The sequence below is a fragment of the Microcoleus sp. D3_18a_C4 genome (assembly GCF_036702415.1).
Lineage (GTDB): Bacteria > Cyanobacteriota > Cyanobacteriia > Cyanobacteriales > Microcoleaceae > Microcoleus.
This window is the reverse complement of the sequence record NZ_JAUBTI010000038.1, coordinates 1-15,550: the sequence shown is the minus strand read 5'-3', so window position 1 is coordinate 15,550 and position 15,550 is coordinate 1. Positions and strand designations below refer to the sequence as shown.

Sequence of the window (15,550 nt, the reverse complement as noted above, 5' to 3'; positions counted from 1 at the left end):
TTAACGTTTCCACAAAACAGCTTCTGCTGCATCCAAATAGCGGTTTTCTAGATGCAAAGAAACATCGCCCAAATCTTCAGGCCAATCTCCAAAAGCTCCCGTCTCGTCTAAATCGGCACTGCTGACTTCTGTAACACCATCGTCGCGCCGTTTAAACCAGTGAAGTTTTACTAAATCCGGTAATATTTTACCCTCGGCAACTAATGATTGAACTGCTAAAAGCAGCAATTCGCTGTGAGTTTCTATAACTACTCGCACACCTCTATTTGCAGAATCAACTAAGATTTGTGCTAAAGCAACTTGAGCGCGAGGATGCAAGTGAATTTCCGGCTGTTCTAGGTAAACTAATTGTCCTGGTTCTGCTACAAGCAAGGCAACTAAAACAGGCAACGTTTGCGATACTCCCAAGCCAACATCAGCAATACTAACAGTATCGCTTGCACTCCCGCTGCGGGATAAACGACCTACTCGCAGTTCAATTTGTACGTCATTAATCTGTCTGGCTTCAACTTTCCAGTTAAGTCCTAAGAACTCTAAAGCTTGACCCAACTCGCTCAGTCGATCGTCTTTTGTTTCTTGCCAGTAATTAACTATACTAGCAAGATAATTTTCAAAAAGGCCCGGAAATTCACTGCTAACTCCTGCGGTATTGTAGGTGCGTTCTGGATTGCCTCTCAACCCCGGAACGTGGACTATGCGGCGAATATGTTTGGAGAAATTTGCCGAATAGGGTGAATCAAACAGACTGTCGCCAAATTGCAAATCTAAAAAACATCGGACATTACTCACGCTCACTCCTGCCGATTTTATCTCGATATTATCATACAATAAATTGTAATATTGAGCATAATATTCGGGAAGAATTTTCACCAATTCTTGATGCTGCATTCCGGGAAATATAGTAATAGTCTCACCACTGTTATAATTAGGAATACAGTAAGTCGCTCTAAAAACTTTAATTCCGTGCTTTGGCTGCTTTCTAAATAAGTTGATCAAAAAATTATCGTTATCTATATTCAGCCTGACAGAAAACTCATCCCTGTATTTTTCGGGAGACAGTTTAGACAATATCTGTTCTGCTGATGTAAATTTAACATTAGGCCCGTCAAGTTTCAAACCACCGGGGTCGTAAGGGGCTTCTAGCGTTTGCTTCATCAGCAATAGCGGCTGCATAATGCTAGACTTACCAGAACTGTTGGCACCGGCTAGAATTGTCAGCGATCGCACTTCAATCTGGCACTCTTCGTAAATAGACTTGTAGCCACAGACTGCAATTTGAGTAATTCCCTGTACAGGCTCTTCGTTCTCGGTTTCAAAGAAAGTGGATTCAGTCATAATATTATGTTGGTATTTGCGGCTCTAAATACCATAATATAATTTAATCCCTAGTAGCTGTGTATTTTGGCTGAATGACGATCGCAATTGACTTTGGAACTAGCAACACCGTCGTCGCTCGCTGGAATCAAGCCCTCCAGCAGCCCGAAACTTTGAAATTACCGGGATTGTCGGCAATCTCGGCTCAAAATCCGCCCCTAATTCCCAGTTTACTCTACGTTGAGGACGCTGCTCAAAGTAAAGTCATACTCGGTCAGCAAGTCCGCGACAAAGGCCGGGATTTGAGTGGAGATTCTCGGTTTTTTCGCAATTTTAAGCGGGGAATTGGCACTTCAGTTCAGGGTTTCGTGCCGGAACTTGACGGGAAACTTATTACTTTTGAACAAGTAGGTGAGTGGTATTTAAGCCAAATTGTAAACTCAATTCGCGAAGTGCCTTTGCCGATCGACTCTTTGATTTTTACAGTGCCGGTAGATAGTTTTGAAGCTTACCGCCATTGGTTGGGCAAAGTGTCTCAATCTCTGCAAGTAGAACAGGTGCGGATGTTGGACGAACCTACGGCGGCTGCTTTGGGTTACGGTTTAGCCGATCGCGAAAATCTGTTAGTCATTGATTTCGGAGGCGGCACACTCGATCTTTCTTTGGTGCGTTTGGACGCTTCATCCAACAAAAAGCCCCTCGGTTTTATTCTTAAGTGGGGCGAAAAGCTATTAGCTGAATCTTCAGCGCAAAAAACAAAAGTTGCCCGTGTTTTGGCTAAAGCCGGACAAAATTTAGGCGGTTCTGATATTGATAATTGGCTGGTTGACTATTTTGTTCAAACAAAAGGGCTGGCAAAATCTCCGATTACAACGAGATTGGCAGAACGGTTAAAGATTCAGTTGTCTTTAGTGAATCAGGCAGTTGAGGTTTATTTTGATGACGAAAATTTTGAGAGTTACGAATTAGAATTAGACCGATCTCGTTTTGAATTTATCCTCGGTGAACATCAGTTTTTTGACAAACTGGACGAGTGCATGAATCAAGTATTGCAGCAAGCGCGGCGCCAAGGCTTAGAAATTGGCGACATCGACGCAGTTTTGCTAGTTGGCGGTACTGTACAAATTCCCGCTGTCGGGCGTTGGGTGCAGCAATATTTTGAGCCGGCAAAAATTCGCTGCGACAAACCCTTTGAGGCGATCGCCCAAGGTGCTCTGCAACTGAGTCAAGGCATAGAAATCAAAGATTTTCTCTATCACAGTTACGGAATTCGCTACTGGAACCGCCGCGAAAATTGCCACAGTTGGCACAGTTTAATTAAATCCGGCCAGTCTTATCCGATGAGCGAACCGGTAGAATTAGTCTTGGGGGCTTCTTTAGAAAGTCAGCCAAGTATAGAATTAATTATCGGCGAATTGGGAGCGGAAACTGGTGGCACGGAGATATATTTTGACGGCGACAGGCTAATTACTCGCCAACTCGCGGGCCAAACATCGGTACAGCCGCTAAATGACAAAGACGGAGCACGCAGCATCGCGCAATTGACGCCGCCTGGGTATCCGGGGAGCGATCGCATAAAAGTTTTGTTCCGCGTTGACGAACAGCGCTTTTTGCGAATTACCGTGGAAGATTTGCTGACAAATGAAACTTTGTTAGAGGATAAACCCGTGGTGCAGCTAAGTTAAGGATAGACTTTACAGGTAAGGTGCGCTTCGGCGCACCCTACTGATTGCGTTCAAAACAAATTGTTAAAAGCAGATGAACTACAAACTAGAATTTCCACTCTCTCCCGAACTAGAAAAGTATCGCGACAGAATCGAAGCTACCATTAAACCTTACATCGAAATTAAAACCCAGAATAATGATGACGTTAATTGGTGGCAGAGTAAATTTGGGGGATTTCCTTATTTACCTAAAGGCTTTGAATATCCCAAAACTTGTGACGGTAAATATTTATTTTTGCTAGCGCAACTCAACTTTGATGAAATACCGCCTTTAGATGGTTTTCCCGATCGGGGGATTTTGCAGTTTTATATAGCCGACGATGAACCATATGGTTTAGAATTCGGCAATTCCGCCGATGTAGATAATCCCACAGTCGAAGACAGATTCAAAATAATGTATTTTCCTCAGCCAGACTTCAAAGTTGAAAACATCATTACCAATTATGATTTTTTGCCGGAACCCGAACTTTTTCCTATCTCAGGCTGTTGCAGCTTACAATTTACTAAAAAATATGCGCCGATTAGTACCAGTGATTACCAATGTACCGAAATTTTAGGCTCGGAAATTGATGAGTTATTTATGAATCAGGAAATAGAGGATGAATACCTAAAAATAGGGTCTTTTTGTGGTCATAAAATAGGTGGTTATCCTGATTTTGTACAAAATGATGTTAGAGAATATAGCAGTAAATGCGATCGGGAACACAAGTCAGACATTCTGTTATTCCAAATGGATAGCGATTGCAATGATACCGTAGATATCATGTGGGGAGATGTGGGTATAGGTAACTTTTTTATTGATGAATTAGCACTCAGACAATTAGACTTTAGTAAAGTTTTATACAATTGGGATTGTGGTTAATACCAATTATCTAAAGTCTTGCAACAATGATGAGTGTGGGTTTGTTTACGCTCACCCTGAGTGTAAGGTGCGTCGCTCAAAGATTGTGGATATTCTTTAAGATTTTTGATGGCGACGCACCCTACAGATACTGTGGCATGAGTTTTGAGAATTAGTATAAAAACAGCAGTAAAGTCAGCAAGCTAAAAAAACCAGAACTGATGAACTCCAATCGAAGAAACCGGGTTTTTGACCGAATATACGGCTTGTAACGCAGTATTTCGCAAAAAAACCCGGTTTCTGACCACCGGTGCATAAGTTCTAATAATGTTCGACTATGCCCGATGCCCGATGCCCAATTCCCAATTCCCTAAACCTGAGATTTGTGCACCACCACAGGCGTCCCCACCGAGGCCCATTCAAATAGCCATTTAGCGTGATTGACAGCTACATTTGTGCAGCCGTGAGTAACGGGATTGCCAAACAAATTGTGCCAGTAAGCGCCGTGAATTGCCATGCCTCCGTCATAATACATTGTATAGGGAACGTCGGGCACGTCGTAGTCCGCCCCAGTCATTCTAGTAACGCGGTGTTTGGTTTGAACGGCAAAGGTTCCCGTGCGGGTGGGAGTCGATGATTTGCCGCTGGAAATAATCACCGCGTAAACGGGTGTATTTCCTTCCCAAGCTATTAACCTTTGTCTTGACAAATCTATTTCAATCCAGCGTTCGCTGGATTGCTGCAACAGCATAATTTTATTGGCAATTATGTTGTGCTGTTCGCTGGCAAATGCGGTCATTGAACCGCCGCAGAATGTAGCAAAAGTGAGGGCGCAGCCGGCACAGAAAGTTCCAGCGCGACGGAAGTAAGTTGAGTTGATAATGCTGTTCATTTCTCACACCTCGTACTATTTTAGATTTTAGGTTTTAGATTTTAGATTGGCTTGTCCTATTTTAGATTGTAGATTTGAAATGTTGGATTTGGAAACTGGACTTAACAAGTTGTTAAGTTTTGGGAGAGAGTTCGGGCAATTTGGACGATCGCCCGCCAATCGCGATTTTCCACTAAGTGTTTAGGAAATAAGTCTCCGGCTAAACCAACGGCGATCGCCCCCGCGTCAATAAATACTTTCGCATTTTCCAGCGTTACCCCGCCAGTGGGAATTAAAGGAATGTTTCCCAGGGGGCCTTGCAGGCTTTTCAGGTAAGCCGCGCCTCCCAAAGCCGATATCGGAAACACTTTAACGCAGGTAGCACCTGCTTGCCACGCGGTGACAATTTCCGTGGGAGAAAAAGCACCGGGGACGATCGGCACTCCGGCGTCAACTGCTGTTTTAATCATAGCTAAATCGGTGTGCGGAGTAAACAGAAATTGAGCGCCGCAGTCTATTGCTTGCTGTAACTCTTCTAAGTTTAATAAAGTGCCGGTTCCAATACTAAAATTTGGGAATTCGGAGCGGAGTTCGGCAATTAATTCAGCAGCTTTGTGGGTATTCCACGTAATTTCAATAAACTGGATTCCTCCTGCTGCTACCGATGATGCCATCTGCCAAGCAAGTTCCTTTTCGGAGGAACGGATGACTGCGATCGCGCGGTGTTTTTTTAGTAGTGTCAACCAAAATTGATTATTCATACAAGTTTAGAGTTTAGAGTTTAGATTTTAGAATTCGGCGTGCTCCGTCGAAGGATTTTAAATTGGGCATATCCCAAATTTGAAACTCATATCATTCTGACTCGCATCTAATTTTAATACAGGTTGCTAACTTCGATATATGGCAATTTACAATAGACCTCTTGCAAAAATCCTTTTCCTCAATTGAGGGGACGGGCAAGATGCCCATCCCACAAGAGTTATTTTTTCTTGTGGGATGGGCATCTTGCCCGTCCTAATTATTTTTGCAAGAGGTCTAATATGCACGGCGTTCAATTTTTAACGGACAATCTAGGCAACAAAACCGCTGCAATTGTTGACCTCAAAAATCACAGAGATTTTTGAGCTGACGTGCTGGCTGAATGCGGCGAACCGACAGACTTTCAGTTGTTATATCAATTCCTGTTGTATCGGAATGATGAAACCGCTCTTGACACAGAGGATACAGAGAAAGGGAAGAGAGAGATGAATACAGGACGATGCCAACGGATTTGATATTAGTTGAGTCTCAAGGCTAAAAAAGTCGTGGTGCTGCTTGACTTCCAGTACCCAGACGATATCTGGGAGGATGTTGAGGACTGTGTGATTATTGAATATAGAAAAGATGAAAGAAGATTTCCCTGGGAATAATTTAAGCGCTAGCTGCTGGAAAAAGGTATGCTGAATGTCTGATATCATGTCCGATCGATTGACCATAATATCCCGGCCGGGCGGGTTTTTGAGATTGTCAATTATTGGCCGATATTATTGGTGAACCCGCCCCTACCTGATTTCGGGCGAAGCGACCGGACATAATATCATTCTTTAGATTAAATCTAAAATCCAAAATTTAAAATCTAAAATCGATCGATCGCACCAATAAAAAAATCGGGGAGATTCCAGACAATCCCAGAATCACCCCAATTATTGATTTCAAACTTTAGATTCCATCCAAAATCCGAAATCCACAATCCAAAATCAATTAGGCAATAGTCGCCATTTTCACATCGCTATTAGCTAACAAATTTTGCAATTCATCAGCATCCACAGTTTCCTTTTCAACTAGCATATCTGCCAAAGCATTAAGGACATGGCGGTTGCCAACGAGTACATCTTTAGCGCGACGGTAAGCTTGTTCTACCAACAAACGCACTTCATCGTCGATCGTCGCTGCGGTTTCTTCGGAGAAATCGCGTTCGGCCATGATATCGCGACCCATGAACATATTGCCTTGTTGGCGACCGAGAGCTACAGGGCCTAGCCGATCGCTCATTCCGAAGCGAGTCACCATTTGCCGCGCTACTCTTGCCACTTGCTGCAAGTCGTTCGACGCACCGGTGGTTACTTCTTCCTCGCCGAAGACAATCTCTTCAGCAATGCGGCCGCCCAAAGCTACCGCCATTTGATTTTGCAAGTAAGACCGAGAATACAAGCCAGAATCCATCCGATCTTCGCTTGGTGTGAACCAAGTCAAACCGCCAGCGCGGCCGCGGGGGATAATGCTAATTTTCTGCACGGGGTCATAATCGGGCATCAGCGCGCCGACTAAAGCGTGACCGGCTTCGTGGTAAGCTACCAAGGTTTTGCGCTTTTCGCTCATCACGCGGTCTTTCTTTTCCGGGCCTGCGAGCACGCGGTCGATCGCATCGTTGACTTCATCCATCGAGACTTCGGTCAAGTTGCGACGGGCGGCTAAAATTGCTGCTTCGTTGAGTAGGTTGGACAAATCCGCACCGGTGAAACCGGGTGTCCGGCGGGCGATTTTTTCCAAGTCCACGTCTTTGGACAAAGTTTTGCCGCGGGCGTGAACGTTGAGAATTTCTAGGCGGCCTCCGAAGTCGGGGCGATCGACTACAACTTGGCGATCGAAGCGACCCGGACGCAGCAGCGCCGCATCGAGTACATCGGGGCGGTTCGTGGCAGCAATCAAAATGATGCCAGTATTACCCTCAAAGCCGTCCATTTCTGTCAGCAACTGGTTCAGGGTTTGTTCCCGTTCGTCGTTACCACCGCCCAAACCAGCGCCCCGCTGGCGACCTACGGCGTCAATTTCATCGATGAATACGATACAAGGAGCGTTCGATTTAGCTTGTTCAAACAAGTCGCGGACGCGGGAAGCACCGACACCCACGAACATTTCCACAAATTCTGAACCGGAAATCGAGAAGAAGGGAACGCCTGCTTCTCCAGCCACTGCTTTTGCGAGCAGGGTTTTGCCAGTTCCGGGAGGGCCCACCAGCAGTACGCCTTTGGGGATTTTTGCTCCGACTGCGGTGAAGCGATCGGCATTTTTCAGGAAGTCCACGACTTCTGCGAGCTCTAGCTTGGCTTGTTCGATGCCGGCCACGTCGCCGAAAGTCACCTGAGTTTGCGGCTCCATTTGGACTCTAGCTTTGGATTTGCCGAAGTTCATGGCTTGGTTGCCGGGCCCGTTTTGCGCGCGCCGCACCAGGAAAAACAGTCCCACCAAAAGCAGAATCGGGAAGAACAGGCTGCTGAGGGCTTTTACCCAGAAGCCTTCGTCGCTTTGGGGCAGAACTGAAATATCTACGTTATTTTTGGTCAGGATGTTGATCAGTTCGGGGTCGTTGGGCAGGTTAACGAGTACCTTGTTGCCGTCCTGGGCTGTGACCAGGGCTTTGCTGCGATCGGAACTGATATTTATTTTGTCTACTCTCTTGCCTTCGACTTCCTGAATGAATTGACTGTACTTCCAAACTTCCCTACTTGGGGGCTGTTTGTCAAAAAATGCCGTTGCTAAGGCAATGACTACAATAGCCAGCAGTGCGTACAGGCCAGCGTTTCTCCACCGTTTATTCACCGAGGTCGATCCTCCTAATTTTTAGTCCCTGCGATTTGGGAATTTTTATTTATGTTCATCAATCTTAACGTAATTGTAACTTGTTTTTGTGTGGTGAGGAATCCCGGCCATGCTGTGGCGGTCTGAGGTCGCGGGAACGGAACAGCCCTGGGCGTCGTCACGAGATTGGGGTGTTGTCCTAATTTTTGGGTTTCTTCATACACTATAAGGCATAATTTGTCAAGATTATCAAAAGTGGTGGCGATCGCCACCATTCCTGTTTAGGGAGAAGATTTGGCGTATAACTGTGAATAAGCCTTGGAGAAATAGCAGTGCGATCGCTCGGATACCGCACAGGCTAGGGCAGACGATGTGCCTGTTTCCAAACAGGGAACAACTCAAAAAGTTTAAGCGTCAGCGCTTGGGCGCTCCATAAAATAATCCTGTAAAAGGTCAAAGTTTAAGATTGACGGTTAACAAAAGTCTTAATTTTGGCTTTCACTGGTGGCAAATAACAATAATTAAGAACAATGGACATTAAATTATCAAATGAAGTAGCTCTCACTTCTGGGTATCTCGACTTACAGAAGCTTTGCCAGCAATACTCTATTGCCCCGCGAGGTGTACTCCACATAGGCGCTCACGAAGGGCAAGAAATACAGGAATATCAAGTGATGGGCGCCCAAAAAGTGCTATTTGTGGAAGCTAATCCGTCTGTCTTTGAAAGGTTAAAAACGAATATAGCAGGGATACCTAATGTGTGGCTGGCAAACTGTGCTGTCAGCAACCAAAACGGCACAGTTAATTTGCGGGTGAATTCCCACGATATGAGCAGCAGCATTCTGCCGCTAAAGCTTCACAAGGAAATTTACCCCGGGATGGTGGAGGTTAATCAAGTAACTGTACCGTCGAGAACTCTTGACTCGCTACTGCAAGAAAGCCGACTGGATTCATCGGAGTTTAATATCCTGGTTATTGATATTCAAGGTGCAGAACTTTTGGCTTTGCAAGGGGCGAAGGAAACTCTAAAATATATTGATGCAATCAGTACAGAAGTTAATTGCGAAGAACTGTATGAAGGGTGCGCGTTAATCGACCAAGTGGATGATTTTCTAAGGGTTTATGGCTTTCAACGAGTAGCAGTAGCCTCTCCATCTCATCCATCTTGGGGGGATGCTTTTTATGTCAAAACCACAGTCAGCCCTCAATCTACTGATAATTTTAGTTTGAGGATATCGCCGGGAAACAACAGGAACAGTGTAGCAATATTAACGAGTATTGCACCGGGAAATATAGAAAATCAGCGGGCGGCTGTAGAAAGCTGGCGATCGCTTGGATTTGACGCTGTTTCGCTCAATAGCCGGGAAGAAATTAGCCAATTGCAGCCCATCTATGAAAATGTTACTTTTCATGAGGTAAAACGCGATGCGCGGGCAGAGGCTGGAAGACCGTTAGTGTATCTTGACGATCTGTTTGTTTATTTGCGCGATAGCGGTACAAAAATATGCGGAATTGTTAATTCAGATATCCGCTTGGAAGCCGATGGCGATTTGATTTCATTTATATGCAAACAGGCTGAAAATGCCGTAGTTTTTGGTTCGCGAACTGATGTTGATTCTTCCGAACTAGCAGGAGGAGAAATTTACGCTAAGGGATTTGATTTCTTCTTTTTTGACAAGGAATTATTAAAACTCTTTCCTGATTCCCAATTCTGTTTAGGTCTTCCTTGGTGGGATTTGTGGATACCGCTGATGGCTCAGCAAAAAGGGTTGACTGTCAAATATTTAGAAACTGCGATCGCTTATCATATCAAACACCCGGTGAATTACATCAACGATTTTTGGCAAAAGATGGGAATTCACTTTACAGGATTTTTCCAGCCTGATTTATCGCGGAAATTTCAGGAAATGCTGTCAAATAATCCCAATCAGTTACAAGCAGAACTAACAAGTGTCGCTGTGCAAGCTGTGCAAGTAATTGACAAAAATCAGCAGAGAATTAGATATGAAACTAGCGACCCAATCAATTTACAGCGCTCTGCCGTTGAGCGATCCCAGTCTGTCCCGTCGGCTTTTAAAGTATCTGCGATCGTTTCTACTTACAATTCCGAAAAATTTATTCGCGGCTGCTTGCAGGACTTGGTAGAGCAAACGCTGTACAAAAAAGGTCAACTCGAAATCATAGTAATTGACAGCGGTTCCCAAGAAAATGAACAGTCGGTTGTGCGGGAATTTCAAGCGAAATATCCGAATATTGTGTACGATCGCACTTCTGACCGCGAAACATTATATGCCGCATGGAATCGAGGCATTAAGCTGTCGCGCGGAGCTTACATGACTAATGCTAATACCGATGACAGACACCGCCCCGATGCCCTAGAAATCATGGCGAAATACTTGGATGAAAATGCCCCAGTAAGTCTGGTTTATGCTGACCAATTAATCACCAACACAGCTAACGATACTTTTGCAAAAACCCAAGCAGACAAGCGTTGGAATTGGCCAGCCTTTGACTATAGCGAACTCGAAAGGCGCTGCATTATTGGTTCCCAACCGATGTGGAGAAAATCGCTGCACGAAAAATACGGCTATTTCCGATCGGAATTGACTGTGGCTGGCGATTACGAATTTTGGCTGCGGATTGGCAAAACCGAAAATATGGTACACTTGCCCGAAATTCTCGGTTTGTACTATAAAAATCAACAAGGTTTGGAACATGGATCGCAATTATCCCAGCAAGAAGCTTACCAAATATGGGATGAATACGGCATCCGCCAACGAGGGATCGTACATATTTCTTCGGTTCCTGTCTCGGTTTTTGCCTCGGAACTGAATGCGTTACCTTATCGCACACCCGCACAGCCACTTATCAGCGTAATTATCCCCTGCTACAATCACGCAAAATATGTCAGAGAAGCTGTTGAAAGTGTTGTCAGTCAGACTTATCAAAACTGGGAGTGCATAATTGTCAATGACGGCAGCACGGATGATACCAGCAACTTCGCAAATTATTTAATTCAACTGTATCCTCAAACATCGATTCGCCTCATAGATAAACCCAACACGGGGCCCGCTGATTCGAGAAATGTTGGCGTTCAGCAGTCGTCAGGAAAGTTTATTTTATTCCTAGATGCTGACGATCGAATTCATCCGAATTTTCTAGAGGAGTGCGGGGAAATTTTATTAGCAAAACCGCAGGTGGGTTTTGTCTATACAGATATGCAGCACTTCGGAGCCAACTGTGATTTAGTGATCCACGGTGATTTCGATCCCAATCGGTTTTTGAGAGACAATCAAGCTCCCGTTAGTTCTTTATTTAGAAAGGGAATTTTCGAGGAAGTAGGCGGGTTGAAAAAAGTGATGAAGCTGGGATGTGAAGACTGGGAATTTTGGGTTTCTGCCTATGAAAAAGGCTGGTTAGGGTATCGATTACCTAAGCCTTATCTCTATTATAGGCAGCACGGTGACGGATCTAGCAGAACCCAAAAAATGGCTAGCGTTCGCGCAAAATTATACTTAATGAGAGCTCTCATTATTCACCTGCACTCTCAACTTTACCAACCCGAAGAAGTCCGTTGGTCAGAGGAAATTTTGCAGCAACATAGGCACTTAATAGCTGATGAATTAGTTCCCGAAAACAAAATAGCGCAACTTTTAAATTCGCTATCTCAATACTTGGGAGAGTATCAAAAAGACCAGTCTAACCCAGTAAGCCTCGCTAACATCAGCCAATGTCGTACGCAACTTACCAATTATTGGCTGAATCTGCCCCCCGATCAACTGGTAAATGCCTATGCCGGCGATGCAGGTAAGGCACATCAGATACTCCTGAAGAGCGACATTAAAGATGAACCGCTAACCCAGGCAGAACAGAGTTTTGTCAATGAATTAGCTGCAAATATTGCCAAAGGATTTAATGACCCAAAAGCCATCAATTACCTGCTAGCAGCGATGCTTTACCGACGTGCAGATCAATGGCAGATTAAGTACGATCGCGCTCAAATTCCCAACTGGTTTGCCAATGACTATCTCAAATTCATGTTGGGCAGTCCCAACCTGTTTCAAACAGTTGGAGAAGCAGACAACTACTATGAATTTATGCAGAGCTGGGTGAATTACATTCATAGCAATATATTCACCAATCCCGATTCGCAACTTTGGCAAAATATTGCCTTATTTTTCTCGCAAGTTGCGAACTTTATCCCGGTGTATTTTGCCACGGCAAACCTGCGCGATATTTACACCAAACGGGCGGAAATTATTGAGTTTTCGCTCAAAAATCGCGGTAGTTCCATTGATTGTATCTTCCCGGCGCGATCGCCAAATCGGACAAAAATCCGCCTCGGCATCATCAACGACCATTTCACGCCACAAACCGAAACCTTCGCTACCATCCCGGTTTTCGAGCATTTAAACCGCAACGAGTTCGAGATATACCTGTACGCACTCAACACCAGCGGCCACCAATTAGAACAATACTGTCAAAGTCGCGCCGACAAACTGGTTGCACTCCCGAAAGACTTTGCATCGCAAGTCCAAACAATCCGCGCCGACGACTTAGATATCCTGTTTTTCGGTACGAATTTAACAGCTATTAACAAACCGCTGACTTCACTAGCAATCCACCGTTTAGCGCGGGTACAAACGACATCTTTCTGTTCCCCGACAACCACCGGAATCCGGCACATGGATTACTACATCGCAGGCCAATTTACCGCGCCGGATGCTAGTTATCAAGAACAATATCGCGAACAGTTGGCTGTTCTCGAAGGCAGCGGTTTTTGTTTCAAATACGCAACCGAATCGGAAATAGCTACAGTTAAACCTACCCGCCAAAGTCTGGGGATTTCAGACAATACAACAGTTTTTATCTCCGGCGCCAACTTCTACAAAATTTTGCCGGAGTTGAGGGAGAGTTGGGTAAAAATTCTAGCTGCTGTACCCGATTCAATCTTGATTTTATATCCCTTCGGGCCGGCTTGGACTCGCACCTATCCAGCGACACCTTTTGTCAACAATCTGAACGCTGTCTGCGCTAAATACGGCGTCAATAACAACCGCTTGCGCTTCATAAAACAACTGCCTAGTCGCGCGGATGTGAAAGAATTTTTGCAGCTAGCAGATGTTTATCTAGATTCCTATCCGTATGCTGGGGCAACATCGTTAATCGATCCTTTGCAAGTAGGATTGCCGGCGGTGGTTGTGGAAGGAAATGCTTTGCGGTTCCGCCAAGGTTCGGCGATGCTGCGCGAACTGCAAATGCCTGATTTAATTGCTTATGACGAAGCATCTTACATTCAACTAGCCGTTACCCTGGGCACTAATCCTGAATTGCGGCAGCAAAAACGCCAGGAAATTCAGCAAAAAATGCAAGCTAATCCGGCTTGTTTTGACAGTGTGGCATACTCTGGGGCGATCGGCAAATTATTCCAAGAACTCTTTGGCAACTGGCAAACCAGCCACCTGGAAGCATCGCACAACTTACAGGATAGCATTCCCAAGCAGCCAGATTTCGACGAGATTCTCTCGAACACCGTCAACCTTTACCAACGAAACTCCTCAAACATCTCAGCAATATCTGAACTGCGTCAAATCCGCAAACAAATCGCTGATTTTTGGGTGAACGTTCCCGCCGAAAACCTCGAAACCGCCTACAAAAGCGCTTCAGGTAACAGCTATAAAATCCTGCTCAAGAGCGGCTTTCAACGTCAAGCGATGATAGAAAGCGAACAAATGTTTTTGCAGCAATTAACCCAGATTAGCAAAGGATTAGTGCATCCCAAAGCTGTCAACGCCTTGCTTGCCGCGATGCTGTATTTCCCGCCGGGAACCATGCGAATTCCCGACGCTCGCAACCGTTTGCCGCACTGGTTAATTGGGGATTACGAACAAGTTTTTGAGATGGAAGCCACCGTCAAGTCTGAGTCTACTTCTGACTTGCTCGCTCAATATATTCAATCCCCGCAATTTGCGAATCAACTGTTAGGATGCGTCAATCTTTACCGCATCGATCCGTCTGACGAATCGGTTGTTTTGGAACTCCGCCAAATCAGAAAACAAATGGCAGATTTTTGGCTGACTGTTCCTTCAGAGAAACTAGAAAATTTTTACCGAGGAGAGGTTCGCAAGGGATATCAAGCAATACTCGGATGTGGCTTGCAAGCAGAATCAATGACTGAAGCCGAACAGCAGTTTTTGCAGAGATTGACTGAAATTAGCAAAGGGTTGGTGCAGCCTCAAGCTATCAATGCTCTGCTGGGGGCGATGCTGTATTTTGTACCCGGTAAAATGCGGGTTCCCGATGCTCGCACCCGCTTGCCGCAGTGGTTGCTTGAAGATTACGAAAAGGTGTTTGAGAGCGCATTCGCGACAACAGAAAAACCACTTGTCAAACAAGATTATCTGCCGCAGTTTCTCAATCAATTAACTGCTGCGGTCAATTTTTATGAAATCGATCCGACGGCTGAATTGGTAATAGCAGATTTGCGGCATATTCGCAAGCAAATTGCCGATTTATGGCTGAGCGTTTCCGGGGAACAACTGGAACTTTTGTACCGGAGCGATTTTGGCAAGGGTTACAAAGCAATGTTGGGCAGCGGGTTTATTAACGAGCCGCTGCATGAGAGCGATCGCGAGTTTTTTAACTCGTTGGTTGTTGAGTTGAGTAAAGGGTTTGGAACGCCTAAAGCTGTGAATAATTTGTTGGCGGCGATGCTGTATTGTCGCCCTGGACAGTTGCGGGTTCAGGAGGCGAATACTTGTTTGCCTCCGTGGTTGTTGGCGGATTACGAGCAGTTGGTTGGGGGTGCGGTTAAGGTGGCTGTGGGGTAAACGAAGGCGGAGTAGGCGATATCTGTAGGGAAACGGCACTGCCCTTCTTCGTGTCAACTTAAGCTTTTAGTCCGCCAGTTCTCCCGCTCACCCGGCAGTCCGCCAGGGAATGAATTCCACGGGGCTTATAGCGAAAGTCCTCGCTTCAGAGGACTGAGAAGAAGAATTCTTAACTCATTAGTCCTCTTTGAGAGGACTTTCGCTTTGAGGCAGGGGTTTCAACCCTTGCCGGACTATGGGTTTTACCTTAAGTTGACACGACGAAAAGCACCGCGCCGTGTCCGTCTCAAACAAATAGATCGAGGAAGTATTTAACCCTGATTTAGGATCAATTTAGGAATGAGAATTAAATAACTTCCACAAGTTTGTGGGATGGGGAGCATCTCAGTTTTGCATTTACAGTGCGAGCGTC

At 45.2% G+C, this 15,550-nt stretch carries 7 protein-coding genes; 3 read left to right on the top strand and 4 right to left on the bottom strand.

Annotated features, from left to right (window positions below; translation table 11 throughout):
* Positions 1–1,335 carry an AAA family ATPase gene (locus tag QUB16_RS17780; RefSeq protein WP_333318046.1) on the bottom strand — a complete coding sequence of 445 codons (1,335 nt, stop codon included), beginning with the start codon at positions 1,333–1,335 and terminating at the stop codon, positions 1–3.
* A gap of 74 nt (positions 1,336–1,409) precedes the next feature.
* Here QUB16_RS17780 and QUB16_RS17775 point away from each other — a divergent pair, with 74 nt between their 5' ends.
* Both QUB16_RS17775 and QUB16_RS17770 read left to right on the top strand, forming a co-directional pair.
* Entirely contained in the window at positions 1,410–2,999 is a 1,590-nt protein-coding gene (locus QUB16_RS17775) for an Hsp70 family protein (protein WP_333318044.1), read from the top strand.
* A 73-nt stretch (positions 3,000–3,072) separates the two neighbouring features.
* Positions 3,073–3,900, top strand: a complete 828-nt coding sequence (locus QUB16_RS17770; protein WP_333318042.1) for a YwqG family protein — start codon at positions 3,073–3,075, stop codon at positions 3,898–3,900.
* Positions 3,901–4,249: 349 nt separating this feature from the next.
* Here the strand turns inward: QUB16_RS17770 and QUB16_RS17765 are convergent, their stop codons facing one another.
* From QUB16_RS17765 to ftsH3, 3 genes are all read right to left on the bottom strand, one after another.
* A complete protein-coding gene (locus QUB16_RS17765) occupies positions 4,250–4,771 on the bottom strand; it encodes a L,D-transpeptidase (RefSeq protein WP_333318040.1) in 522 nt (173 codons plus the stop codon).
* A 101-nt stretch (positions 4,772–4,872) separates the two neighbouring features.
* Positions 4,873–5,511, bottom strand: a complete 639-nt coding sequence (locus tag QUB16_RS17760; RefSeq protein ID WP_333318038.1) for a bifunctional 4-hydroxy-2-oxoglutarate aldolase/2-dehydro-3-deoxy-phosphogluconate aldolase — start codon at positions 5,509–5,511, stop codon at positions 4,873–4,875.
* A 979-nt stretch (positions 5,512–6,490) separates the two neighbouring features.
* Positions 6,491–8,329 (bottom strand): ATP-dependent zinc metalloprotease FtsH3, encoded by a 1,839-nt coding sequence (gene ftsH3 / locus QUB16_RS17755; protein ID WP_006633639.1) that lies wholly within the window; start codon positions 8,327–8,329, stop codon positions 6,491–6,493.
* A 509-nt stretch (positions 8,330–8,838) separates the two neighbouring features.
* Here ftsH3 and QUB16_RS17750 point away from each other — a divergent pair.
* A complete protein-coding gene (locus QUB16_RS17750) occupies positions 8,839–15,138 on the top strand; it encodes an FkbM family methyltransferase (RefSeq protein ID WP_333318036.1) in 6,300 nt (2,099 codons plus the stop codon).
* Positions 15,139–15,550 lie beyond the last annotated feature (412 nt).

Excerpts from the sequence above, each read along its gene's own strand:
- QUB16_RS17780 (WP_333318046.1), bottom strand. The coding sequence starts at position 1,335 with ATGACTGAATCCACTTTCTTTGAAACCGAGAACGAAGAGCCTGTACAG.
- QUB16_RS17775 (WP_333318044.1), top strand. The coding sequence starts at position 1,410 with ATGACGATCGCAATTGACTTTGGAACTAGCAACACCGTCGTCGCTCGC.
- QUB16_RS17770 (WP_333318042.1), top strand. The coding sequence starts at position 3,073 with ATGAACTACAAACTAGAATTTCCACTCTCTCCCGAACTAGAAAAGTAT.
- QUB16_RS17765 (WP_333318040.1), bottom strand. The coding sequence starts at position 4,771 with ATGAACAGCATTATCAACTCAACTTACTTCCGTCGCGCTGGAACTTTC.
- QUB16_RS17760 (WP_333318038.1), bottom strand. The coding sequence starts at position 5,511 with ATGAATAATCAATTTTGGTTGACACTACTAAAAAAACACCGCGCGATC.
- QUB16_RS17750 (WP_333318036.1), top strand. The coding sequence starts at position 8,839 with ATGGACATTAAATTATCAAATGAAGTAGCTCTCACTTCTGGGTATCTC.